The sequence below is a fragment of the Streptomyces sp. PL-25 genome, assembly GCF_058344915.1.
Genome location: NZ_CP136997.1, coordinates 7,355,403 through 7,378,553, shown reverse-complemented (window position 1 = coordinate 7,378,553; position 23,151 = coordinate 7,355,403). Strand labels below are relative to the sequence as shown.

Here is a 23,151-nt window from a genome sequence, read left to right as displayed (position 1 = left end):
TTCTTCCGGCCTGCCGTGCCGGAACGTTCCTCCGCGTGGCGTCCGCGTCGCGCGACCTCTGGGGGCTCACATGGTTGCAGCACATCGTCCGCCGGGCATCGGCCCCGGACGCCGTACGTTCCTGCGGCGGGGCACGGCGCTGGCCCTCGGCGCCGCCGCGACGGCCGCGCTGCCCGGCTGCGCCGCCGGGACCTCCGACGGCGTCGGCGCGGACGGCCGGGTCACCGTCGAACTGTGGCACGGCCAGACCGACACCGGCCGCGCGGCGATCGAGAAGCTGGTCGCGGAGTTCAACCGCACCCATCCCGGCATCCGGGTCGACGCGGGCGGCGGCGTGCTGGCCGACGCCATGCTCCAGAAGATCACCGCCGCCCTCGCGGCCGGCTCGTTCCCGGACGTCGCCTATGTCTTCGGTTCCGACCTGGCCAGTGTCGCCCGCAGCCCGTCCGTGGTCGACCTGACCGAGACGGTCGGCTCCGGACCGACGCCCTGGAACGACTTCTGGGCACCGGCCCGTGCCGCGGTCACCCTCAACGGGCACGTACGGGCCGCACCCGCCCTGCTCGACTCCCTCGCCGTCGTCTGCAACAAGAAGCTCTTCCGCGACGCCGGGCTGCCGCTGCCGCGCCCCGGCTGGACCTGGGAGCAGTTCACGGACACCGCGGCCCGCCTCACCGACCGGCGGCGCGGGGTCTTCGGCACCGGCTGGCCCGGTGTCGGCGACGAGGACACCGTGTGGCGGCTGTGGCCGATGGTGTGGGACCTGGGCGGCGACGTCATCGCCCCGGACGGACGGCACATCGGGTTCGAGGACGTCGGCGAGAAGGCCCTGGGCACCGTGGCCGCCCTCGCCGGGGACCGGAGCGTCTACATCGACCCCAAGCCCGGCAGCGAGCAGATGTACCAGGTCTTCGCCTCGGGCCGGATGGGCATGGTCGTCACCGGGCCGTGGCAGCTGCCGGACATCCGCCAGGCGGGCATCGACCACCATGTGGTGCCGCTGCCCAGCTACAGCGGCCGGCCGGTGACCATCTCGGGCCCCGACACCTGGACCGTGTTCGACAACGGTCCCGCCCGGACCAGCGCCGCCCGCACCTTCGTGAGCTGGCTGACCCAGCCCGCCCAGGACGTCCGCTGGGACGTCAGCGCCGGCAGCCTGCCGCTGAGCCGGAGCACCCAGGCCCTGTCCGCGTGGCGCGAGCAGGAGGCGCGGACCACGGGGCTGCGGGTGTTCACCCAGGCACTGACCTCGGCCCGGGTACGCCCCGTCCACCCGGCCTACCCGCAGGTCTCCCAGGCACTCGGCCAGGCGATCGCCGCGGTGCTCATCGGCCGCAGCACACCCGCCGAGGCGCTGCGCGACTGCGCCCGCGAGGCCAACGCCGCACTGCTCATCCCGCGTTGAGAGGACCACCATGCCCCGCCTGCCCTCCCCCCTCACCCTCGCGGACCGCGCCCCCCGGAAGAGCCGTACGACCGGCCGCGGCGACGGCGGCGATCCGCACGACGCGGCGCCCGGCCCCGCGCCGCACGCCGGTTCCGCACGCCGCCGGGCCGCCCGGGAGACGGCCACCGCCTGGGGCTTCGTCTCCCCCGCGGTGCTGGTGATCCTCGGGCTGAGCGTGGTGCCCGTGGCGTGGTCGCTGCTGCTGTCCTTCCAGGCCGACGACCTGGTCACCCCCAGCCGCTGGGTCGGCCTCGACAACTACCGGGCACTCGCCCAGGACCCGCACTTCAGCCAGGCCGTCCGCAACACGCTGCTGTACACGCTGCTGTACGTCCCGCTGAGCATCGGCCTCGGGCTGTTCCTCGCCCTGGCGCTCAACCAGCGGCTGCGCTTCGTGGCGCTGTACCGCACCCTCTTCTTCGTGCCGTTCGTGGTCTCGGCGACGGCCCAGGGCGTCCTGTTCTCCTTCATCCTGGACCCCGAGTTCGGCGCGGCCAACTCCGTGCTGCACAAGATCGGCGTCTCCCCGCAGGGCTTCCTCACCGATCCCGGGCAGGCGCTGCCCGCGCTCGTCGCGATCTCCCTGTGGAGCGGCACCGGCTTCTGCGTGGTGGTCCTGCTCGCCGCGCTCCAGGACGTACCGCCCTCGCTGGTCGAGGCGGCGCGGCTGGACGGCGCGGGCCGCCGCCACATCCTGCGCCATGTGACGCTGCCCGCGCTCACCCCGGTCCTGGTCTTCCTGCTGCTGTGGCAGACCATCAACGCGCTCCAGGTCTTCGACCTCGTGTACGTGACGACCAAGGGCGGCCCGCTCGGTTCCACCACGGTCATCGTCTACTTCATCTGGGAGCAGGCGTTCAAGAACTTCACCGCCGGGTACGGCGCGGCCGCGGCCTACGCCCTCGCCCTGGTCCTGCTGGTGCTGGCCGCCGTACCGCGGGTGAGCCGCGCCGTGCGCCGCCGGACGCACCGGGGGCCCGCCCGCCTCAAGGACACCGGCCACCGGGCCCGTACCGGCGGCACCGGTCTCGAAGGAGCCGCACGATGACGGTCACCTCCCCCTCCCCCACGGCCCTGTCCTCCGCCGCCGGAGCCGGCGACGGCACGGACGGCGGTCCCGGACGGCCGCGCAGGCGGTGGCCGTTCAGCCCCTGGCACCTGCTCCTGGCCCCGCTCGCCCTGGTGTTCGCCGTACCGCTGATCTGGCTGGTGCTCAGCTCCTTCATGAGCGACGCGCAGATCAACCGGTTCCCGCCCGCGCTGTGGCCCTCGCACATCGACCTCGGCGGCTACCGGTACGTGCTGGGCAACGCCATGTTCCCGCGCTGGTTCCTCAACTCGCTGATCGTGTCGCTGGTCGCGGTGGCGTCCAATCTGGTGCTGGGCGCGCTGGCCGGATACGCGTTCGCCCGGATGCGGTTCGCCGGGTCGCGGCTGCTGCTGGGGCTGATGCTGGCCACCATGGCCATCCCGTTCCAGCTGACGATGATTCCGACCTTCCTGGTCATGAAGCGGCTCGGGCTCATCGACACGCTGGGCGCGCTGATCGTGCCGTCGCTGGTCACGCCGTTCGCGGTGTTCCTGCTGCGCCAGTTCTTCCTGTCCCTGCCCCGGGAACTGGAGGAGGCGGCCTGGCTGGACGGCTGCTCCCGGCTGCGGGTGCTGTGGCGCATCGTGCTGCCGCTGTCCCGGCCGGCGCTGAGCACGGTGGCGGTGCTGACCTTCCTCACCACCTGGAACGACCTGAGCTGGCCGCTGATCGCCATCAACCACGACACGCAGTACACGCTCCAGCTGGGACTGACCACGTTCCAGGGGCAGCACCACACCAAGTGGTCGGCGGTCATGGCCGGCAACGTCATCACCGTGCTCCCCGTGCTGCTCGCCTTCCTGCTCGCGCAGAAGTCCTTCATCCAGTCGATCACGTCGAGCGGCCTCAAGGGATGAACCCCGCGCACCGCCCGTACCGCGCCCACCGGGCGCACCCCGTCCGCACAGCAAGGAACCCCGCATGCCGTACGCCCACGACCTCCTCGTCCTGGGGGACGCCAATCCCGACATCGTCGTCGGCCCGCTCGACGAGCCGCTCGCCTTCGGACAGCGCGAGCGGCTCGTCGACAGCGGGGCGCTGACCCTCGGCGGGTCCGCCTCGATCATGGCGTGCGGGGCCGCGCGGCTCGGTCTGAAGGTGGCCTTCGCCGGGCGGGTCGGCGACGACGACGCCGGCCGCTACGTCCGCGCGGCGCTTCAGGACCGGGGCGTGGGCACCTCCGCGCTGCGCGTCGACCCGGACCTGCCCACCCCGCTCACCGTCGTACTGACCCGGCCCGACGGCGACCGGGCCATCCTCACCGCGCCCGGCACGCTCCCGGCGACCGGGCCCGAGGACGTGCCCGAGGCCCTGCTCACCGGCAGCCGGCACGTGCACGCCGCGTCCTACTTCCTGCTGCCCCGCCTGGCCGCCGCGCTCCCGGAGCTGTTCGCCACCGCCCGCGCGCACGGCGCCACCACCTCCCTGGACACCAACGACGACCCGGCGGGCACCTGGGCGGCCGGCCGCCTCGCCGACGTCCTCGCCGCCACCGACCACCTGCTGCCCAACGCGCAGGAGGCGCGGGCACTGGCCGTCGCCGCCGGCGCTCCCGAGGATGTGCCCCTGGAGGAGGCCGCCGCCGTGCTGGCGGCCCACGGGCCGCGGGTGACCGTCAAGGACGGGGCGCGCGGCGCCCTCACCCACGACGGCCGCACCCCGCTGCGCACCCCCGCCGTCCCCGTGCGACCGCTGGACACCGTCGGCGCCGGGGACAGCTTCGACGCCGGATTCGTCGCCGCGCTGCTGCGCGGCCTGCCCCTCCCGCAGGCCCTCGAGATCGCCGCGGCCTGCGGCGCACTGTCCACCAGGGCCCATGGCGGAACGCCGGCCCAGCCCACCTGGGACGAGGCCGCGGCCGCCGTCACCCGCAACGGAAAGAACCAGTGATGACCACCCAGACCCCCCCTTCCGCTCCCTCCGGCTCCTCCCCCAAGGTCGCCTTCGTCGGCGCGGGCAGCGTCGTCTTCACCCAGGGACTCCTGGCCGACCTGCTGGCCTTCCCCGAGCTGCGCGGCGCGCACATCGCCCTGCACGACATCGACGCCGAACGGCTGGCCACCGCCCACGGGGCGGCCCGCTACATCGCCGACCGGCTCGCCCCCGCCGGGAACGTGCGGATCACCGCGCACGCCGAGCGGCGCGCGGCCCTCGCCGGTGCCGACTTCGTCATCAACATCGTCCAGGTCGGCATGCGCGAGGCCACCCGCACCGACTTCGAGGTCCCGGCCCGCTACGGGCTGCGCCAGACGATCGGCGACACCCTCGGCGTCGGCGGCATCTTCCGGGCGCTGCGCACCTTCCCGCTGCTCAAGTCGCTCGGCGAGGACATCGCCGAGGTCTGCCCGGACGCCTGGCTGCTCAACTACACCAACCCCATGGCGATGAACGTCCAGTACCTGACCCGGGCGACGGGGCTCACCCGTGTGGTGGGCCTGTGCCACTCGGTGTACTGGACCGTCCACGACCTCGCCGAACTGCTCGGCGTCCCGCACGAGGAGGTCACCTACCGGGCCGCCGGCGTCAACCACCAGGCGTGGGTGCTGCGCCTGGAGCACCGGGGCACCGACCTCTACCCCCGGCTGGACGCGCTGATCGAGTCCGACCCCGAACTGCGGCGCCGCGTGCGGGTCGACATGTACCGGCGCCTGGGCTACTACCCGACCGAGACGAGCGAGCACTCCTCCGAGTACGTGCCCTGGTACCTGCACCACACCGACGAGATCGAGCGGCTGCGCCTCCCGGTCGGCGCCTATCTCGACATCGTGGACGAGAACATCGCCGCCTACGAGCACACCCGCGACGCCCTCGCCCAGGGCGAGCCGCTCACCGTCGAGGGCACCATGGAGTACGCCCCGCAGATCATCCACAGCATCACCACGGGCACCCCGCGCACGGTCTACGGCAACGTCCCCAACCACGGGCTGATCGACAACCTGCCCGCGGGCGGCACCGTGGAGGTGCCCTGCCTGGTGGACGCGCTGGGGGTGCAGCCGACCCGGGTCGGCGCGCTGCCCGCCCAGTGCGCCGCGCTCAACCGCTCCTACCTGAGCATGAACGACCTGGTCGTACGGGCAGCGCTGGAGGACGACCCGCGCTCGATCCGCCAGGCGGCCATGGCCGACCCGGCGACGGCCGCCGCCCTGCCCGTGGAGCGCATCTGGGACCTGTGCGACGACATGGTCCGGGCCCACGGCGACCTGCTCCAGCCGTCGCTGCGCGCCACGCTCGGCCACTGACGGATGCCGCACGGGCGCGCCCCGGGCCGCGGGGCGCGCCGGAAGGGAGGACGGCCATGACCGAGGTGACGCTCCTGCTGGTGGGGGCCGGACTGCGGGGGATGACCTACGCGCGTCACGCGCAGGCGGGCGGGGCGGCGCGGGTGGTCGCCGTGGCCGAGCCCGACCCGGAGCGGCGGGCGCGGGCCGCCGCCGAGTTCGGCCTCCCGCCCGAGCGGACCCACCGCGACTGGCGGGAGGCCGCCGCCGCGGGCCGGGTCGCCGACGCGTGCGTCATCGCCACCCAGGACCGGGACCACACCGGGCCCGCGCTGGTGCTGGCCGCCCTCGGCCACCACATCCTCCTGGAGAAGCCCATGGCGACCACCGCGCGGGAGGCTGCCGCGATCGCGGACGCCGCCCGCGAGCACGGTGTCCTGCTGGCGGTGTGCCATGTGCTGCGCCACACCGGCTACACCCGGCGGCTGAAGGCGCTGCTCGCCGAGGGCCGCGTCGGACGGCTCGTCAGCGTGCAGCACCTGGAGCCGGTGGGGTGGTGGCACCAGGCGCACTCGTTCGTCCGGGGCAACTGGCGGCGCGCCGACACCTCGGCGCCGATGCTGCTCACCAAGGCGTGCCACGACATCGACTGGCTGGTGCACCTCGTCGGGGAGACACCCGCGCGGGTCGCGTCCTTCGGTTCGCTGACCCACTTCAGGGCCGAGGACGCGCCGGCCGGGGCCGCCGCCCGCTGCGCGGACTGCCTGCTGGAGCCCGCCTGCCCGTACTCCGCAAAGCGGCTCTACCTGGGCTGCCTGGGCGATCCGGAGCAGGAGTTCTGGCCGCTGTCGGCGGTGACGGCGGACCACACGGAGGCGGGGGTGCTGGAGGCGCTGCGCACCGGGCCGTACGGGCGCTGTGTGTACGCCTGCGACAACGACGTGGTGGACCACCAGGTGGTCACCATGGAGTTCGCCTCCGGTGCCACCTGCTCGTTCACCATGAGCGCCTTCACCCCGATGGAACAGCGCCGCACCCGGCTGATGGGCACGCACGGCTTCGTGGAGGGGGACGGCACCACACTGCGGGTGGTCGACTTCCGCGACGGTGCCGAGGAGTTCGTCGACCTCGCCGCGGAGGCCGGTGCGCAGGCGGGTCCGTCCGCCGAGGACGGCCACGGCGGCGGTGACGAGGCGCTGACCGAGGCGTTCGTCGCCGCCGTCGCGACCGGGGACGCCTCGCTGCTGCTGTCGGACGCCGAGGAGAGCCTGGCCACCCACCAGGTGGTGTGGGCGGCCGAGCACGCCAGGACGACCGGGACGGTGGTGGAGGTCGCCGACTGGGCCGCAGCTGCGGCGGCCGGTTGAGGGTGCGGCCCGCCGGACGGGTGTGTCAGGCCAGTTCGCCCAGCACCTCCCAGGTGCGCAACCGGTCGTCGGGGCCGCCGAGTTCGCTGGCGGAGACGACGACCTCGGTGGCACCGGCGTCGCGGTAGCCGCGGACGGTGTCGGCGAGGGTCTTCTCGTCGCCGATGGCGGCGAGTTCCACCGGGTGGGCGACGCCGGACTGCTCGATGACCCGGGCGTAGGACGGGATCTGCTGGTAGAAGGAGAGCGCCTCGTGGGCGGTGGCGCGCACCCGTTCGGGTTCGGCGGTGACGACGCCGGGCACGAAGGCGACGACGCGGGGCGCGGGGCGGCCGGCCTCCTCGGCGGCCCGGGTGAGGGCCGGGACGATGTGCTGCTCCAGGGCGCGCGGACCGGCGAGATAGGGCAGGATGCCGTCGGCGAGCCGACCGCTGACCCGCAGGGACTGCGGTCCCATCGCGGCGACGAGCAGCGGCACGGCGGGCTCCGCGCCGGGCACCGAGGCGGGCAACGGCGTCCGGGCGGTGAGCAGTTCGCCCTCGAAGTCGGCCTGCCCGGTCTCGGTGAGCGAGCGCAGCGCGGTCAGGAACTCGCGCAGCCGGGCGACGGGCCGCTCGAAGGGCAGTCCGAAGGCGCCCTCGGTGAACAGCTTGGTGCCCAGGGCGAGTCCGAGGTGGTAGCGGCCCCCGGTGGCGGCCTGGACGGTCTGCGCCTGGCTGGAGACGAGCAGCGGATGCCGGCCGAAGACCGGCAGCGCGGAGGTGCCGAGGTGGATGCCGGGCACCTCGCGCCCGACGATCGCGGCGATCGTCGGCGAGTCGTAGCCGAAGGTCTGGCCGAACCAGAGGGATCCGAGCCCGGACGCGCGCGCCTGCCGTGCCTGGCGCACCACATCCTCGACGGGCAGCGCGGATCCGGTCGTGTCGATGGTCGCTCCCACAGTCATGTGGGGGTCAACGGCGGTGCGGCGCCCGGGGATTCCGTTTTCCGTGTGAACAGTTCGTTGCGGCGGACGGGAGCCAGGACGCCGGAGCTGGTTCCGGCGGCGTTCCCACCGCGGCCCCTCCCGTTCACGCGTGTGTCGCGCTTCCTCGCCAAGGTAGCCTCCTGGCCCGCGCGTTGTCGGCGCGGATCCCTGTCAGCGGCAGTGAAGGGACATGACCACCATGTGGAGATCAGTGACGCGGCTGAGGCCGCGCCGCCCCGGACCCCGGCCACGACGGCTGCTGGCCGGCGCCCTCGCCCTGGGCACCGTCCTGGCGGGCCTCGCGCCCGCCACGGCCTCGGCGTCGGGCCGCGGCGTCGACCCGTACGACGCCGTGGACCAGTTCATCGGCACCCGGCTGGACACCGGTCAGAACAAGGGCAACAGCGCGTACGGCGACACCTATCCCGGGGCCACCGTCCCGTTCGGCATGGTGCAGTCCAGCCCGACGACGTACCGCAGCGGCGACGGCGACCAGAAGGGCGGGTACGAGTACACCGCGGACCGGCTGCGCGGCTTCGGGATGACCCGGCTGTCCGGCACCGGCTGCGAGGGCCGGTTCAGCGCCTTCGACTTCCCGGTACTGCCCTACACCGGTGAGCTGCCCGACGGCGCGCTGCCCGTCAGCCCGGCCACCCGTGTCACCGACTACTACCTGCCGTTCCGCCACGACCGGGAGCAGGCCCGGCCGGGGTACTACAAGGTGCGCACCGACAACGATGTCAGCACCGAGCTGACCGCCACCACCCGCACGGCGGTCAGCCGGTACGACTTCTCCGGGGCGGCCCGCTCCGCGCTGCTCATCGACGTGGCGGGCTCCAACAACCGCGTCTTCGGCAGCCAGGTCACCGTCTTTGGCAACACGGTCAGCGGCTGGGTGGAGTCCGCCGCGGTCTGCGACGTCGGGGGCCGCTACCGCGCCTACTTCTCGACCACCTTCGACCGGCCGGTGCGCGCCTTCGGCACCTGGCAGGGCACCACCGTCACCCCGGGCTCGGCCAGCGCGCGGAGCACCGGCACCCCGCACGGGGCGGGCGCCTACCTGGTCTTCGACAAGGGCGCCAGGGTCACGGCGAAGAGCGGGCTGAGCTATGTGAGCGTCGCGGGCGCCGCGCACAACCGCGACACCGAGACCCGTTCGCTCGGCTTCGGCCAGGTCCGCGACCGGGCCGCGCGGACCTGGCGCGAGGCGCTGGGCACGCTCGCGGCGGACGGCGGCGGCCGGGACCGGCGCGTCACGTTCTACACCGCGCTCTACCACGCGCTGCTGCACCCCAATGTGTTCGACGACGCCGACGGCCGCTGGACCGGCTACGACGGCCAGGTCCACCAGGTGGCCAGGGGCCGTCACGAGTACGTCACCTACTCGGGCTGGGACGCCTACCGCGGCCAGGCGCAGCTGGTCGCGCTGCTCTTCCCGAAGGTCGGCGACGACATCAACCAGTCGATCGTGGACATGGTGCGGCAGACCGGCACCTGGCCCAACTGGCCGCATCTGAACCAGTCGCAGCAGAAGATGAGCGGCGACTCCCTCCAGTCGCTGCTGGCCTCCGTGGACGCCTTCGGCAGCACCCACTACGACCGGTCCGGCGCCCTGGCCTCCATGAAGGCCACCCAGTCGCTGCCGGCCACGGCCACCCGGCGCGCGGGCGCCCAGCAGTACTTCAGCACCGGCTTCCTGGAGAGCCGCCGGGGCGGCGCGGCCACCTCCACCACGCTGGAGTACGCCGTCGACGACTTCGGCATCGCCCAGCTCGCCCGGCGGCTCGGCGACCGGGACGCGTACCGGACCTTCATGGCGCGCGCGCAGAACTGGCAGAACGTCTTCGACGACACGACCCGGCAGATACGCCCCCGGGACCGCACGGGCTTCGACCGCGGCTTCGACCTGGGCCTGCGCGGCGACCAGTTCGACCAGGCCACCGGCTACCAGTACGGCTGGCTGGTGCCGCACAACGTGGGCACGCTGATCGAGAAGCGCGGCGGCATCGCGCGGGCCACCGCCGAACTGGACGAGCACACCAAGGACCTGGACGCGGGCGTGTACGGCGTCACCGGCGCCTACCTCAGCAACCAGCCCAGCTTCTCCATGCCCTATGTCTACAACTGGCTGCGGCGCCCGGACCGCACGGCCGACGTGCTGCGCCGGGCGGTCACCGAGCTGTACGGCACCTCGCCCTCGGGGCTGCCGGGCAACGACGACCTCGGCTCGCTCAGCGCCTGGTACGTCTGGGCGAACCTGGGCGTCTACCCCTCGGTCTACGGCACCGCCGACCTGGTGGTCTCCGCGCCCATGTTCGACCATGTGCGGATCAGGAGCGCGGGCACGGGCCGCACCCTGACCCTCAGGGCGGACGGGGTCTCGCGGGGCCGGGTGTACGTCGCCGGGCTGCGGGTGGACGGGCGGCGCACCACACGCTCCTGGGTGGACGAGGGCTTCACCCGCCGGGGCGGCACGCTGACGTTCACCATGGCGCGGACCCCGGGCACCTGGGGCACCGGCGCGGGGGACGTGCCGCCGTCGTACACGGACGGCGCCGACGCCCGCAACGACATCGGCACCACCCCGGCGGGCCGGGGCGACCTCGGTTCCCTGGACCTGAGCGGCAACTCGCTCTCCCGCGACCGGCTGGCCGCGGCCGGTGCCGCGCCGGGCGCGCGGCTGCCGCTCGGCGCCACCGGTGCCGTGTTCACCTGGCCGGACACCGCGCCGGGCGAGCCGGACAGCTGGATCCCGCACGGCCAGCGCATCGCGCTCGGCGGCGCCCGCGGCACCGGGATCACCTTCCTCGGGCTGGCCACCAACGGGCCCGCGCAGGGCGAGGCGGTGGTGGAGTACACCGACGGCTCCACCCAGCGGGTGCCGGTCGGGCTCACCGACTGGACGCCGGGCACGGACTACCGGTTCGGCAATGTCCCGCTGGTCACCACCGAGGGGCGCAACACCGCGGGCGGCGGCAGCGACAGCGCGCAGGCCAAGGTGTTCGCCACCGCGCCGGTGGCGCTCGACCCGGACCGGCGCGTCGCCTCGGTCGTGCTGCCGCAGGGCAGTGACCGGGGTGTGCTGCACATCTTCGACGTCGCCCTGACCGGGGGTCCGCGGACGGGCTGACCGTCGCCCCCCTCCCCCGTCCCGGGCGGCCGTCCGCTCCACGCTCTCGCGAGCCGGTGGAGCGGGCGGCCGTTCCGCGTGTCCGCCACCCTCCCGTTCCCATGTGGACAGCTAGTCCACATGAGAGTTAATGTACAACTAGTCCATATATTCGGAGGGAGCCCGAGATGAGCACCGACACCCGGACACCGGACCGCGTCGCCGTGGTGACCGGAGGATCAGGCGGTATCGGCCGAGCGGTGGCGCGCCGGCTCGCCGCCGAGGGCATGGCCGTCGCCGTCCACCACGCGGGAGGCGCCGCGCGGGCGCGAGAGGTGGTGGACGCGATCACCGCCGACGGTGGAACGGCCGTGGCCCTGCCGGGCGACGTCGCCGACGAAGGGGAGATGACCGCGCTCTTCGACGCCGCCGAGGAGCGGTTCGGCGGCGTGGACGTCGTGGTCAACACGGCCGGGATCATGCTGCTGGGCCCGGTGGCGGACATGGACCTCGACGCCTTCGACCGGATGCACCGGGTCAACGTCCGGGGCACCTTCGTCGTCTCCCGGCTCGCCGCGCACAGGCTGCGGCGCGGCGGCGCCCTCGTCAACTTCTCCAGCTCCGTGACCCGTCTGGGCCGGCCCGGCTACGCCGCCTACGCCGCGTCCAAGGGCGCGGTGGAGGCGATGACGGCGGTTCTCGCCCGCGAGCTGCGCGGCCGGGACGTCACCGTCAACGCGGTCGCGCCCGGCCCCACGGCCACCCCGCTCTTCCTGGACGGCAAGAGCGAGGAGCAGATCCAGCGGCTGGCCACCGCCGCCCCGATGGAGCGCCTGGGCACCCCGGAGGACATCGCGGCGGCGGTGGCCTTCCTCGCCGGCGCGGGCCGCTGGGTCAACGGCCAGGTCCTCTTCGCCAACGGCGGCATCGCCTGACCGCCCCGCGAGGACGGCGGTGCGGTCCCGCCACTGCGCGACCAGGGTGTCAGACGGTGGCCGCCGCGAGCGCGCAGCACGCCGCCGCGAGCGCCAGGAAGGCACCGGGGAAAACGATGTTGTGCAGGACCCGGGTGCGGATGTGCACCGCGACGGCCCCGGCGTAGAAGAGCACCAGACCGGCCGCCGCCGCGACGTCCAGGTGCCACAGGCCCAGGAGTCCGGCGAGCAGCCCGAGGGCTCCGGCGGCCTTGAGCGCGGCGAGCACCGGGACCCAGGGCGGCCGCACACCGACCTCGGCCGCGTTGGCGCGGACGAACCGCGCCCCCGCGAGGTCGGCGGCGGCGACACCGGCGTTGGCGGCGATGGTCAGGGCGGCGATGACGGCATACGTGAGGGACATGGCTCGGGCAACCGTTCGGGCTCGGTGGACGGATCGGCGCGACGGGCGGACCGGAGGGGCGCGGGCCCTGTCCCGTCGGCGTGTCCAGCGTCGTGCGCGGTCCCCGGTTGCGTCCAATACCTGCGTCTATAACGTATGGGCATGGACATCGACACCCGGCTGCTGCGGACGTTCGTGACGGTGGCCGAGGAAGGGACGCTCACCCGGGCCGCCCAGCGGCTGTTCGTGTCGCAGCCCGCCCTCACCAAGCAGATCAAGCAGTTGGAGACCGTCCTGCGCACCACGCTCTTCGAGCGCTCCCGGGAGGGGATGACCCTGACCGCGCCGGGGCGGGAGCTGGCCCGGGAGGCACCGGCCGTGCTGGCGGCCTGGGACCGGGCGCTGCGGCAGACGAAGAGCACCGCGGACCGGGCGCGGCGGGTGCTGCGCGTCGGATTCCTGGCCAGCGCCGCCAACGAGGCCACGCCCGCCATCATCGCCGACCTCGGCCGCCGCAGGCCGGGCTGGCGGGTCGAGATGCGCCAGGCGTCCTGGTCCGACCCGACCGCGGGTCTCGCCCAGGCCGAGGTGGACGCCGCGCTGCTGCGGCTGCCGTTCCCCGGCCAGGACGCCTTCCGCACACGGGAGTTGCTGACCGAGCCCCGCTGGGTGGCGCTGCCCGCCGCGCATCCGCTGGCCGGGCGCGAGCGGATCGCCTTCGCGGAGCTGTGGGACGAGCCGTTCGTCGCCGCGCCCGCCTCCACCGGCGCGTGGCGGGAGCTGTGGCTGGCGTCGGACGAGCGCGCGGGCCGTCCGGTGCGCATCGGCGCGGTCACCGACCAGCCCGACGACTGGCTGAGCGCCATCGCCAACGGGTACGGCGTCGCCCTCGCCCCGGCGTCGGCGGCGCGCTTCTACGCCCGGCCCGGCGTGGTCTACCGGCCGGTCGACGGGGTGAGTCCGACCCGGGTCGGGGTCGCCTGGTCCCCGGCGGCCGACGCGGACCCGGCGGTGCGGGACTTCGTACGCTGCTGTCTCGCGCACCGCGAACCCTCCGGCGCGTGAGGCTCCGGCACCGTCACAGCCCGCCCGCCACCGTCACGGCCAGCACGAGGACGAGCAGCGCGACATAGGCGACGGAGTGGATCCGGTCGGGGACGCGGGCGCCGAGCCGCCTGGCCACCGCGATGGTGGGCAGCGAACCGCACAGCAGCGCGACGCACGCGACGAGGTCGACGTAGCCCACGCGGCCGGTGTGCGCGGGGGCCGCGGGTGCCAGCGCGTAGACGAGGGTGCCCGCGAGGGCGACCGGGACGCTGAGCGGGTTGGCGAGCGCGGTGGCGGTGGCCATGGGCAGTCCGCGGCGGCGCAGCAGCGGGACCGTCATGACGCTGCCGCCGACGCCGAGGCTCGCGGCGACCGTGCCGATGCCGACCCCGCCGAGCGTCGTCGTGAACCGCCCCAGGGGGCGCGGCCCGCCGTCGCCGCTGGCCGCGAGGAATCCCTTGCGCAGCACGCTGTCCGCGATGGTGACCAGCAGGTACACGGCGAACAGCACATGCAGGAGGGTGTCGCCGAGCCGGGTCGCCACCAGGGAGCCGAGCACGGCGCCGAGCAGGACGTAGGCGGCCAGCGGCCACACGTACTCCCGGCGGATCCGCCCGGCCCGGTGCTGGGCCGCGGTCGCGGAGACGGCGTTGACGACCATGACGGCCGTCGAGGTGGCGATCGCCACGTGCATGGCGTCGGCGGAGCCGCCCCGCGCGGTCGCGCTCAGGACCCCTTGGACGACGGGGACCGTGACGAAGCCGCCGCCGAACCCGAAGAGCACCGTGGTGACACCGGTCAGACAGCCGAACAGGAGAAGGACGAGGAACGAGGGAGCCGAGAGAGACAGGGTGAACACCGTGCCGACGCTACGGAGCGGCGGGCATGGCGGGCAATCGACTGTTCGCCACATCCTTACGCGCAGCCGACAGCCCGGCGTAGGGTGGCCGGGTGCGCAACGTACCCGTCGACGAGGTGGACGCCCTGGACCGCGCGGTGCTCGCCATCGGCACCGACTACCCCTACGGGCATCTGCTGCCCCGGCACGAGCACCGGCGTGCCCAGGTGCTGTACGCGGCCACCGGGGTGATGGACGTCGAGACGGACGACGGCGCCTGGACGGTGCCCACGGCCCGCGCGGTCCTCGTCCCGCCGCGGGTGCGCCACCAGGTCACGATGACGGGGGTCAGCACCCGCAGTCTGTACATCGAGCCCGCGGCCGCGCCGTGGTTCCCGGACCGCTGCCGGGTGGTGGAGGTGTCCGCGCTGCTGCGGGCGCTGCTCCTCGCGGCCGTCGACATGGAGCCGCGCTATCCGGCGCACGGCCGGGACGCGGCCGTCGTCGAACTGATCCTGCACGAGCTGCGGACGGTGACCCCGCTCCCCCTCGATGTGCCGCTGCCCACCGATCCCGGGTTGCGGCGGCTGTGCGAGGCGTTCCTGCGGGCCCCGGACATCCATGATCCGCCCGCCCGCTGGGCGGCGGCCCTGAACATCAGCGAACGCACCCTGGGCCGGCTCTTCCGGCGCGGCACCGGGCTGAGCTTCGCGCAGTGGCGGCAGCGGGCGTGCGTCCTGCGCTCGGTGCACGCGCTGGCCGCGGGCACCCCGGTGACGCGGGTCGCGGTCTCGCTCGGGTACGAGAACCCCGCGGCGTTCACGGCGGCCTTCCGGGGGCTGCTGGGCCGCGCCCCCTCCGCCTACCTGGCCCGGCCGCCCCGCGGCACGCTGCCCCGGCCGGACGGACCGCACGCCTGACGCGGGGCGGTCAGCGCAGGCCCAGGCAGGGCAGCCAGGCGCGGGAGGAGGCCGGGCCGGTGGCGGTGAGCAGGGCGCTCAGCACGCCGGGCAGGCCGCCCAGCAGGTCGGCCGGCCACGCGTCGTACGGGCCGCCGGGCAGCCGGGCGGCCAGATGGTGGACGAGGCGTTCCGCGAGCGCCCCGGCGGCGGGCAGCCCGGCGTGCCGGTACAGGGCGTCGGCGACGCACAGCACGCCCGCGGCGCCGTGGCACAGGCCGAGGCGGTCGGCGGGCGTGCCGCCGAAGAGGTGGAAGTCCTCGTCGTAGTGGTCGGCGAGTGTGCGGAAGGCGGCCAGGGCCCAGTCGGCGGTCACCGGGTCGTCCAGGGCGTCGCCCGCGTCCCACAGGGCCCAGGCCGCGCCCGGTGTGCCGTAGCACCACGCCTGCCGGGGCCGGGCGGCGGGCGTGGGCGACGGGTCGGGCCCGGCCTCCGGCCAGGTGCGGATGCCGCGTTCGTCGTCGTGGGCCTGGCGGACGAGCCAGGCGGCGGCCCGGGTGAGCGCGGCGGTGAGCGCCGGGTCCGGGGCGAGACGGCGCACGGCGGCGGTGAGCGCCGTGACCACACCGGCGACGCCGTGCCCCATGCCGGTGTTGATCCGGCCCTGCGTCCAGGCGAGATGGGGATGCCCCTCGTACTGTCCGGCGCGCAGCCGGGGCAGTTCGTTCTCGTCGCACAGGAGCGCGAGGTGGGCGGCGAGCGGGCGCAGGGCGTCGGGCCGCGGCCGGCCCGCGCACAGCGCGAGGAGTGTTCCGGCGGGGCCGGAGATCAGGTCGTAGTCGGGGAAGGCGACGTCGTGGGTACGGTACTCGGGCGGCCGGGTGCCCAGATGCGCGGCGAGCCGGTCGGCGACCTGGTCGAGGGCCGGGTGGAGGCGGGCGCCCAGACGCAGTCCGACGAGGGTCCCGGCGAGGCCGCCGTCGTGCAGGGCGGGGTGGGCCGGGCCCCGTCCGGCGGTGCGTGCCCAGACGGCCACCGCGGCACGGGCGGTGTCGCCGTCGCGGGGGTCCTCCGCGACGAGCCCCGCCAGTACGGGGATCCCGGGGTCGCAGGGGTGCCCGGTGCCGCCGGGCGCCGCGGTCCACTCCTCGAGACAGCGGACGGCGTGGGCCCGCACCTGCTCGCGGACGGTGACCGGCGGGAGGGTCTCGGACGCCATCGGGCTCCTTCCGGGTGTGCTGGGCGGAGCCGCCCGCCTCGGCGGGCGGCTCCTGGGTGCGGTCAGGCACAGATGACGACCGTGGCACAGACGATGATCGTGCACAGGCCGCTGCAACCTGAGGTCGAGGCGGCGGCCGACGGCAGGTCGCTGTCGCTGATCCGCTCGTCGAGGTCGCTGATGAGGGCGTCGAGTTCGGTGAGTTCGGTGTGGGGCATGGGACTTTCCCTTCTCTCATCGGGTGATGGCCGCCCCGGCGGACCGCCTGGCGGGCGGGCCGGGGACGTCGTGCCGGTCGTGGCCGGCGAGTGTGCGGGCGGCGGACTCGGCGAGCCGGCCGGCGCTCAGGTCGTGCGGCAGCCGCAGCAGCACCTGGGCGGCGACGGCCGCGCCGCCGTGCACCGGATCGCGCAGCAGCAGGCCGTCGGGGGCCGGGAGCATCTCCTCCACCAGCAGGAAGGCGCCCGCCTGTTGGGCGCACAGCCGCTCCAGGAGATGCAGCGCGGTCAGCGAGGCGAGGTCCACGGGCACGGGCTTCGCGCCGGGCGCGGTGCGGACGAACGCGTGCCGGGGCAGGCCGGCGGTGCGCCGCAGCAGCGCGAGGGTGCGGACCTTGGTGAGCGGGTCGTCGCCCGGCTGCCACAGGCGCGCGCGGTCGACGCGCCAGGTGGCCGGGGCGAGCACGAGGTCGTCCCCGGCGGTCAGCCGCGGCAGTACGGGCCGGTCGGGCAGCGCCGCGTCCAGGGTGTCCAGGCGCAGCAGATAGGAGGCGGCGGGATGGCTCGCGGCGAGCAGCAGCCGCACGAGGGTGTCGTAGGGCGGGGCGGGCGAGCGGGTGGCGTGGTAGACGGGGACGATGCGCCGGCCGTCCGCCTCGGCGACGATCCGCCGGCCGTCGCGGCGCAGGCTGATGCGGTCCAGCGGGAGGTACCGGGCGTGCCGGGTGAGCGGCCCGTAGTAGGGGGTGGGGTCCGGGTCGCCGGTCCACCAGCGGGTGGTGACGGGGCGGCGTACGGCGTTGGCGGAGCGCTCGTTGAGCGGGGGCACGAGCAGGTCGACGAAGCGGACGCCGGTGCGGCGCTCCACGGCGGCCAGGAAGTCGCGGTAGGCGTCGCTGTTGCCGTAGCCGCCGTGGAGGGCGCGCAGACCGTCGGCGAACCGGGCGTCGAGCACTCCGGCGGCCGAGGCGGTCTCCAGCACGGCGACCGGTCCGCGTCCCTCGTGGGGGGCGAGGGGGCGCAGCAGGCAGTCGACCGGCCAGCGGGGCAGTGCGGACTCGGCCGCGGGGGCGCCCAGTTCGTCGAGGAGGGCGTCGTCCACCGAGACGCGGTCGGCGCCGGAGCGGGCGGCGGCGTCCAGGCGGCCGAGGAGGCGGGCGTAGGGGCCGGCGGGGTCGTGGGCGGGGGCCCAGCCGGTGGGGTGGCGCGGCGCGGGCCGCGGGTGTTCGGCGGGCAGCCGTTCGGCGAGGAACTCGCCGACCGGGCGGGGCTGTTCGGTGAGTCCGGCGAACTCGGGGCGCTGGGCGGGCGGGTCCGGGGGGCTGTCGGCGGCGCGCAGGGCGGCGATGCGGGCCGCGATCCGCAGGCCGTCGCGCACGCGCGCGGCCGCGGCTCCGGGGACGCGGGTGCGCGGGTGCGGTCTGCGGTAGGAGTCGAGGAACCAGTGGCCGGTGTCCGGGGCGCCCGGGGTGTCCGCGGGGGTACGGGGCAGGGGTGCTCCGGTGGTGACGGCGGCGGCCGGGATCCAGTCGGCGCAGTGGCGGCGGGGTGCCCGGCAGATCTGGAGGACGCCGAGGGCGAGCAGGTGCTGGAGGAAGCCGCGCAGCACCTCGGTGGAGGCCATCGGCGGTCCGCCGGGCGGAGCGGCGGCGGTCGCCAGGGCGGCTTCGAGGTCGCCGAGGGGGCGGGGTCCGTCGGCGAGGACGGCGAGGACGCCTTCCAGGGCACGGGTGCGGCGCAGCACGATCTGCCGCAGCCGTCCCGGTTCGCGGGGGTCGACGACGTAGCAGCGGACCTGGCCGGGGGCGCCGCCGGGAGCGGCGGCGGGCGGTTCGGTGAAGTGCAGGGGGGCGGGGGTCAGCAGCAGCGTGGCGGGCGCGGTGCGCAGTTCGGTGGGCGCGGGGCGGGTGCGGACCAGGTGGACGTTCTCCACGGCCACGGCGGCCAGGGCGCCGAGCGCGGCCCCGGCGGGCAGCAGCAGCGGGCCGCCGCCGTCGCCCGCGGTGACCGGGAGCGCGGCGATCTGGCCGGCCCAGCCGCGCGGTGTGGTCTTCGCCGCGGCCCGGCCCATGGCCCGCCACAGGTAGGCCGCGCGTTTGCGCAGCCGCCTGCTCGACCAGGCCTCGCCCGCGGCGAGCCGGCGCCGTACGTCGTCGGCGAGTCCCGGCGCGGCGCTGTCGAGGAAGGCCCGCAGGAACGGGCTGTCGCTCGCGGTCCGCCAGGCCCGGACGGCGAGGCGCTCCTGTTCGTCCGCGATCGCCTGCCGCAGTCCGGCCAGGGTCTCCTCGGCCGCCTCGGTGCGGCGCAGCAGGTCGTGGACCGCTTCGGTGAGCGGGGCGGGGACGGCGGCCGAGTCGCGCAGCAGCAGGTGGTCCGCGGGGCGCGGCGGGAGGCCGGAGTGCAGCCGCCGCCGCAGGGCGAGGACGGCGCCGCGTTCGGCGGCCCGCAGCGCGGGGTGGGGCACGGCCTCCTCGCCCAGCCGGTCGGCCAGCACGCGGCCCCGCTCGGCGAGCCGTTCGGCGGTGTCGGTGTGCCGCAGCACGGCGTCGAACAGGTGGGGGGCGGCGCCCGCGGTCCAGGCGTCGCAGGGCATTCCGGCGACGCGCAGCAGCGCGGTGTTCCCGAGCGCCTGCCCGGAGGTGTCGGTCGGCGCGGGGATCCGCGCCGTCGGCCTGCCCATGGTCAGTCCGTCCCGTCGTGGCCGTCGGTGGCGAGCGCCTCCGTGAGCAGGCACTGCCGCGCGGTGGAGAGCCGGCCGCGGTTCCAGTGGAAGATGACGTGGTGGGCGGCGGCGCGGCGGGGGCCGACGGTGGCCGCGCCGGAGGCGAAGTAGTGGGTGCGCCAGCGCTCGGCGGCCCGGCGCACCTCCTCGGTGTGCGGGCCGAGCAGGTCCCGCCAGTCCTCCGGCAGGGCGGCGAGGCGGGATCCGGGGTCCTGCTCCCAGTACGCGCGGATGCCCTCGGCGGCGCGGCGGCGGTCCGGCTCGTCGAGCCCGCCGGGCAGGCGGCGCCCGGTCTCCTCCCTGACCACCTGCCAGATGCCGCGGTGCTCCCAGCCGACGATGCCGAGGCCCTCGAAGACGGCGCCCAGCAGCGTCAGGGAGATCCGCCAGTCCGCGGGCGCGGGACCGCCGGCGGCGGCGGTGTGGGCGTCCAGCCAGGCCAGCGAGTCGGCGGTGAACAGGGCGTGCACATGGGGCATGGAGCGGGGGCCGCCGAAGAGGTACGTCTCCGGTTCGTACACCTCGGCGACCGGCCGGGTCCAGGGCGCGTCCGCGGTCGCCGGGTCCAGGCGGCGGGTGAGGGCGGTGCGCAGTTCCCCGGCCCGGGAGGGGTGCGAGGCGTGGAACCTGACGCGCAGTCCGGGCGGCTTGTGCATGAAGAAGAAGTCGCGGGCGGGTCCGGTGCCGAGCAGGTCGCCGGCGGTCCGGGAGAGGCGCCGGTACAGGCGGGGCCAGCCGGCCGGCTCGGCCCGGACGTTGAGCTGGACCCAGCCCGCCTCGGGCGCGTGGGCGCGCAGGGCGTGCAGTCCCGCGGTGAGGAAGGTCCGGCGGGCCGCGGTGTAGCCGGCGTCCTCGGGGTCCAGCGGGACGGTGCCCATCGGAGCGGTGCGCGCGTCGTCCAGGCAGTCGGCCAGCAGTCGTTCGACCTGCACCATGCGGTCTCACCTCGCAAGGGACGGAAATCCACCCTTGTGATGTCCGGACCGCGCGGACGACAAAGCCTGATCAGGCTTCTTCATATCATCAACAGAAGTGCGCGAGCGTACGTTCAGCCCCACGCATTACAGTCGGGTGCGCCGGGGGCCCACCGGCGCCGCCCGCCCAGGCGCACCGGCCGGATCCCGGGGCTCGTCCGTAGCACCGCCCTCTGACCCGGAGGACCGTGCGACTCGTGTGACAGGCACCGCCCGACCGACCGTCCGCGACGTCCTGGCCGCCCTGGCGCTCACCGCTGCGGGTGGCCACCTATACCATCCACGCCGGTGCGGGCGAGGACGGCGTCCTCGACCTCGACCGCACCGCGCGGGCGATCGGCGCGCTGCACGCCGATGTGATCGGCCTTCAGGAGGTCGACGTGCGCTGGGGCGAGCGCAGCGCGTACACCGACGAGGCGCGCGAACTGGCCCGGCGGCTGCGCATGCGGGTGTTCTTCGCGCCCGTCTACGCCCTGCCCGCCGGCCCGGGGCACACGGCGCGGCGGCGGTTCGGTGTCGCGGTGCTCAGCCGCCTGCCGCTGGTGAGCGCTGAGAACCACACCGTGCCGGCCGCGGACGTGGGCCCGAAGGTGCTGGTCGGGGACTTCAACGCGGAGCCCGGCGCGCCCGAACTGGCCCGGCTGTGGGGGCCGCTGGCCGACGCCGCCCCGCAGGGCGGCAAGACCTGTCCGGCGGGCGCTCCCGACCGGCGGATCGATGTCGTGGCCGTCTCCCCCGAGGTCGCGGTGGCCGGGGTCCGCGAGGCGGTCACCACGGCCTCGGACCACCGGCCGGTCGTCGCCGGTCTGCTCGTACGGCGCCCGCGCCCCTGAGCGGCACGGGCCGGACGCCGCTCAGGGGCCGCCTCGCGGGAACGGCCGCCCGCGAGCCGCCGCTCAGGACTGCGAGCTGGATTCGAGGTGGGCGAAGACGACCACGTTGGACTCGTAGTCCTTGCTGGTGCGGTTGAAGGTGCCGCCGCAGGTGATCAGCCGCAGTTCGGGCGTCGGGGTGTCGGCGTACACCTCGTCGTCGGGGAAGTTCGCCTTGCTGAAGGTGTCCACCGCGTCGACGGCGAACCGGGCGACGATGCCGTCCTCGCGGGTGATGTCGACATGGTCGCCGGCCTTGAGGGCGTCGAGGCCGACGAAGACCGCGGGGCCGGTGGTGGTGTCGACGTGGCCGACCACGATCGACGCGCCGCGCTCACCGGGCGCGGCCCCGCCCTGGTACCAGCCGACGAGGTTGGTGTCATCGGCGGGGGGCGGCGCCAGTTGGCCGCTCGCGTCGAGGGACAGCTTGGTGAACGGCGCGTCCACGGAGATCTCCGGGATGGAGATCCGGGTCGGGGCCGAGCGGGGCAGTGCTCCGTCGTCGGTCCCGGTGGACGGTTCCGGCTGTGCGGCCGAGGGCGCCCGGGAGGCGATCGCCGCGGGCCTGTCCGGCTGCCGCAGGCTGGTCACCGGGGCGGCACCCAGGGACTGGTGGATGAGCACCAGTCCGAACCCGACCGCTGCCACGGGCCACAGCAGGCGCAGCCGGGCACGGCGTGGTGCGGTCCCTGTCCCGGACCGGTCCGGCTGGGGCGGACGCTGGATAGCCATGGACGGTGCCTTTCGTCAAGAGGTGGTGCGGGTCCCGCGTGGCGCGGGTGGCGCCGCCGCCGCGGCCCGCGCGTTCCTCACGGGGAGGGACACGGGCCGCGGCGGCGCACCGACGGAGAACAGGGATCTGTTCAGGCCACGGTCGTGCCCGACGCCTTGCGGCGCCGCAGCATGTAGGCACCCGCGCCGACACCGCCGAGCACGAGCGCGGCTCCCAGCCCCATGGTGTTGGTGTCCTGGGCCAGGCCGCCGCCACCGGCGTGCACACCGCCGTGCGGCTTGTCACCACGGTCGCCGCCGCGGTCACCGCCACGGTCGCCGCCGCGGTCGCCGCCCCGGTCACCGCCGCGGTCGCTGCCGTGGTCGTCGTCGCCCTTGGAACCGCGGTCGCTGCCGTGGTCGTCCGAGTCGTCACCGGTGGTGGCCATCGCCAGCGCACCGCCGCCGGCGTGCACACCACCGTGCGGCTTGCCACCACGGTCACCGCCGCGGTCGCCACCGCGGTCACCGCCGCGGTCGCCGCCCCGGTCACCGCCGCGGTCGCTGCCGTGGTCGTCGTCGCCCTTGGAACCGCGGTCGCTGCCGTGGTCGTCCGAGTCGTCACCGGTGGTGGCCATCGCCAGCGCACCGCCACCGGCGTGCACACCACCGTGCGGCTTGCCACCACGGTCACCGCCGCGGTCGCCACCGCGGTCACCGCCGCGGTCGCCACCGCGGTCACCGCCGCGGTCGCTGCCGTGGTCACCGCCGCGGTCGCTGCCGTGGTCGTCGTCGCCCTTGGAACCGCGGTCGCTGCCGTGGTCGTCCGAGTCGTCGCCGTGGACGACGGTGGCCTGCGCGGGCGCGAGGGCGGTGATGCCCAGGGCGCCGGCGGCGGGGGCCGAGAACGCGACGGCGGACGCGATCGCCGCCGAGACGAACAGAGTACGGGAGATACGCATGGTGATCCTTCCGTCGCGACTGCGAGAACAGGCACCACGCCCGCTCTTCGGGATCGCAGGTGCGACGTGATCACTGTCAGCGGGATGCGCGGTCCGCACCATCGGAGCGCCGCATTCGGACTACCTGACGGACCTTCGGCGCGTCCACGCGGGGGAATCCCGCACTCCGTGCGC

General features: G+C 75.1%; 19 protein-coding genes and 1 pseudogene. 11 read left to right on the top strand and 9 right to left on the bottom strand.

The window, feature by feature from the left end; all coding sequences use genetic code 11:
- Nucleotides 1-70 precede the first annotated feature (70 nt).
- The 6 genes from R4Z62_RS32525 (at nt 71) to R4Z62_RS32500 (ending at nt 7,122) form a co-directional block, all read left to right on the top strand.
- Nucleotides 71-1,405 carry an ABC transporter substrate-binding protein gene (locus R4Z62_RS32525; protein ID WP_491521677.1) on the top strand — a complete coding sequence of 445 codons (1,335 nt, stop codon included), beginning with the start codon at nt 71-73 and terminating at the stop codon, nt 1,403-1,405.
- A 10-nt stretch (nt 1,406-1,415) separates the two neighbouring features.
- Nucleotides 1,416-2,495: a carbohydrate ABC transporter permease gene (locus R4Z62_RS32520; protein WP_491521676.1), complete on the top strand. Its 1,080-nt coding sequence runs from the start codon at nt 1,416-1,418 to the stop codon at nt 2,493-2,495.
- Nucleotides 2,492-3,394, top strand: coding sequence for a carbohydrate ABC transporter permease (locus R4Z62_RS32515; protein WP_491521675.1), 903 nt, complete (start codon nt 2,492-2,494; stop codon nt 3,392-3,394). The genes R4Z62_RS32520 and R4Z62_RS32515 overlap by 4 nt, the downstream gene beginning before the upstream one ends.
- Before the next feature lie 64 nt (nt 3,395-3,458).
- Nucleotides 3,459-4,427: a carbohydrate kinase family protein gene (locus R4Z62_RS32510; RefSeq protein WP_491521674.1), complete on the top strand. Its 969-nt coding sequence runs from the start codon at nt 3,459-3,461 to the stop codon at nt 4,425-4,427.
- A complete protein-coding gene (locus R4Z62_RS32505; RefSeq protein ID WP_064536959.1) occupies nt 4,427-5,776 on the top strand; it encodes an alpha-glucosidase/alpha-galactosidase in 1,350 nt (449 codons plus the stop codon). The genes R4Z62_RS32510 and R4Z62_RS32505 overlap by 1 nt, the downstream gene beginning before the upstream one ends.
- Before the next feature lie 56 nt (nt 5,777-5,832).
- Complete coding sequence (locus tag R4Z62_RS32500; RefSeq protein ID WP_491521673.1) at nt 5,833-7,122, top strand: Gfo/Idh/MocA family protein; 1,290 nt, start codon at nt 5,833-5,835, stop codon at nt 7,120-7,122.
- A gap of 25 nt (nt 7,123-7,147) precedes the next feature.
- On the opposite strand, the gene R4Z62_RS32495 is transcribed toward R4Z62_RS32500, so the two are convergent.
- Nucleotides 7,148-8,068, bottom strand: a complete 921-nt coding sequence (locus R4Z62_RS32495; protein ID WP_491521672.1) for an LLM class F420-dependent oxidoreductase — start codon at nt 8,066-8,068, stop codon at nt 7,148-7,150.
- A 220-nt stretch (nt 8,069-8,288) separates the two neighbouring features.
- Between R4Z62_RS32495 and R4Z62_RS32490 the strand changes: the two genes are divergently transcribed.
- Together R4Z62_RS32490 and R4Z62_RS32485 are read left to right on the top strand one after the other, a co-directional pair.
- On the top strand, nt 8,289-11,219 hold the full coding sequence (locus R4Z62_RS32490; RefSeq protein ID WP_491521957.1) for a GH92 family glycosyl hydrolase: 2,931 nt from the start codon (nt 8,289-8,291) through the stop codon (nt 11,217-11,219).
- Between the two features lie 167 nt (nt 11,220-11,386).
- Nucleotides 11,387-12,133 carry an SDR family oxidoreductase gene (locus tag R4Z62_RS32485; RefSeq protein WP_491521671.1) on the top strand — a complete coding sequence of 249 codons (747 nt, stop codon included), beginning with the start codon at nt 11,387-11,389 and terminating at the stop codon, nt 12,131-12,133.
- A 49-nt stretch (nt 12,134-12,182) separates the two neighbouring features.
- On the opposite strand, the gene R4Z62_RS32480 is transcribed toward R4Z62_RS32485, so the two are convergent.
- A complete protein-coding gene (locus R4Z62_RS32480) occupies nt 12,183-12,536 on the bottom strand; it encodes a DoxX family protein (RefSeq protein ID WP_491521670.1) in 354 nt (117 codons plus the stop codon).
- 141 nt (nt 12,537-12,677) lie between these two features.
- Between R4Z62_RS32480 and R4Z62_RS32475 the strand changes: the two genes are divergently transcribed.
- The gene (locus R4Z62_RS32475; protein ID WP_491521669.1) at nt 12,678-13,580 is read left to right on the top strand and encodes a LysR family transcriptional regulator; all 903 of its coding nucleotides are present in this window, start codon (nt 12,678-12,680) and stop codon (nt 13,578-13,580) included.
- 13 nt (nt 13,581-13,593) lie between these two features.
- Here R4Z62_RS32475 and R4Z62_RS32470 read toward each other — a convergent pair whose 3' ends face one another.
- On the bottom strand, nt 13,594-14,421 hold the full coding sequence (locus R4Z62_RS32470; protein WP_491521668.1) for a sulfite exporter TauE/SafE family protein: 828 nt from the start codon (nt 14,419-14,421) through the stop codon (nt 13,594-13,596).
- Nucleotides 14,422-14,513: 92 nt separating this feature from the next.
- Between R4Z62_RS32470 and R4Z62_RS32465 the strand changes: the two genes are divergently transcribed.
- The gene (locus tag R4Z62_RS32465; protein WP_064536952.1) at nt 14,514-15,320 is read left to right on the top strand and encodes an AraC family transcriptional regulator; all 807 of its coding nucleotides are present in this window, start codon (nt 14,514-14,516) and stop codon (nt 15,318-15,320) included.
- A 10-nt stretch (nt 15,321-15,330) separates the two neighbouring features.
- On the opposite strand, the gene R4Z62_RS32460 is transcribed toward R4Z62_RS32465, so the two are convergent.
- The 4 genes from R4Z62_RS32460 to R4Z62_RS32445 all read right to left on the bottom strand — a co-directional run bounded on the left by R4Z62_RS32460 (nt 15,331) and on the right by R4Z62_RS32445 (nt 20,393).
- On the bottom strand, nt 15,331-16,518 hold the full coding sequence (locus tag R4Z62_RS32460) for a lanthionine synthetase LanC family protein (protein ID WP_385502284.1): 1,188 nt from the start codon (nt 16,516-16,518) through the stop codon (nt 15,331-15,333).
- A 62-nt stretch (nt 16,519-16,580) separates the two neighbouring features.
- Nucleotides 16,581-16,736 carry a hypothetical protein gene (locus R4Z62_RS32455; RefSeq protein ID WP_018569785.1) on the bottom strand — a complete coding sequence of 52 codons (156 nt, stop codon included), beginning with the start codon at nt 16,734-16,736 and terminating at the stop codon, nt 16,581-16,583.
- Between the two features lie 16 nt (nt 16,737-16,752).
- The gene (locus R4Z62_RS32450; protein ID WP_491521667.1) at nt 16,753-19,416 is read right to left on the bottom strand and encodes a lantibiotic dehydratase; all 2,664 of its coding nucleotides are present in this window, start codon (nt 19,414-19,416) and stop codon (nt 16,753-16,755) included.
- Between the two features lie 2 nt (nt 19,417-19,418).
- Nucleotides 19,419-20,393: a thiopeptide-type bacteriocin biosynthesis protein gene (locus tag R4Z62_RS32445; protein ID WP_355481904.1), complete on the bottom strand. Its 975-nt coding sequence runs from the start codon at nt 20,391-20,393 to the stop codon at nt 19,419-19,421.
- A 287-nt stretch (nt 20,394-20,680) separates the two neighbouring features.
- On the opposite strand from R4Z62_RS32445, the pseudogene R4Z62_RS32440 reads away from it, so the two are divergent.
- A pseudogene (locus tag R4Z62_RS32440) lies at nt 20,681-21,265 on the top strand (endonuclease/exonuclease/phosphatase family protein); the annotation flags it as partial.
- Between the two features lie 63 nt (nt 21,266-21,328).
- On the opposite strand, the gene R4Z62_RS32435 reads toward R4Z62_RS32440, so the two are convergent.
- Both R4Z62_RS32435 and R4Z62_RS32430 read right to left on the bottom strand, forming a co-directional pair.
- Complete coding sequence (locus R4Z62_RS32435) at nt 21,329-22,036, bottom strand: class F sortase (RefSeq protein ID WP_064536948.1); 708 nt, start codon at nt 22,034-22,036, stop codon at nt 21,329-21,331.
- A gap of 131 nt (nt 22,037-22,167) precedes the next feature.
- A complete protein-coding gene (locus tag R4Z62_RS32430) occupies nt 22,168-22,977 on the bottom strand; it encodes a hypothetical protein (protein ID WP_491521666.1) in 810 nt (269 codons plus the stop codon).
- Between the last annotated feature and the right edge of the window lie 174 nt (nt 22,978-23,151).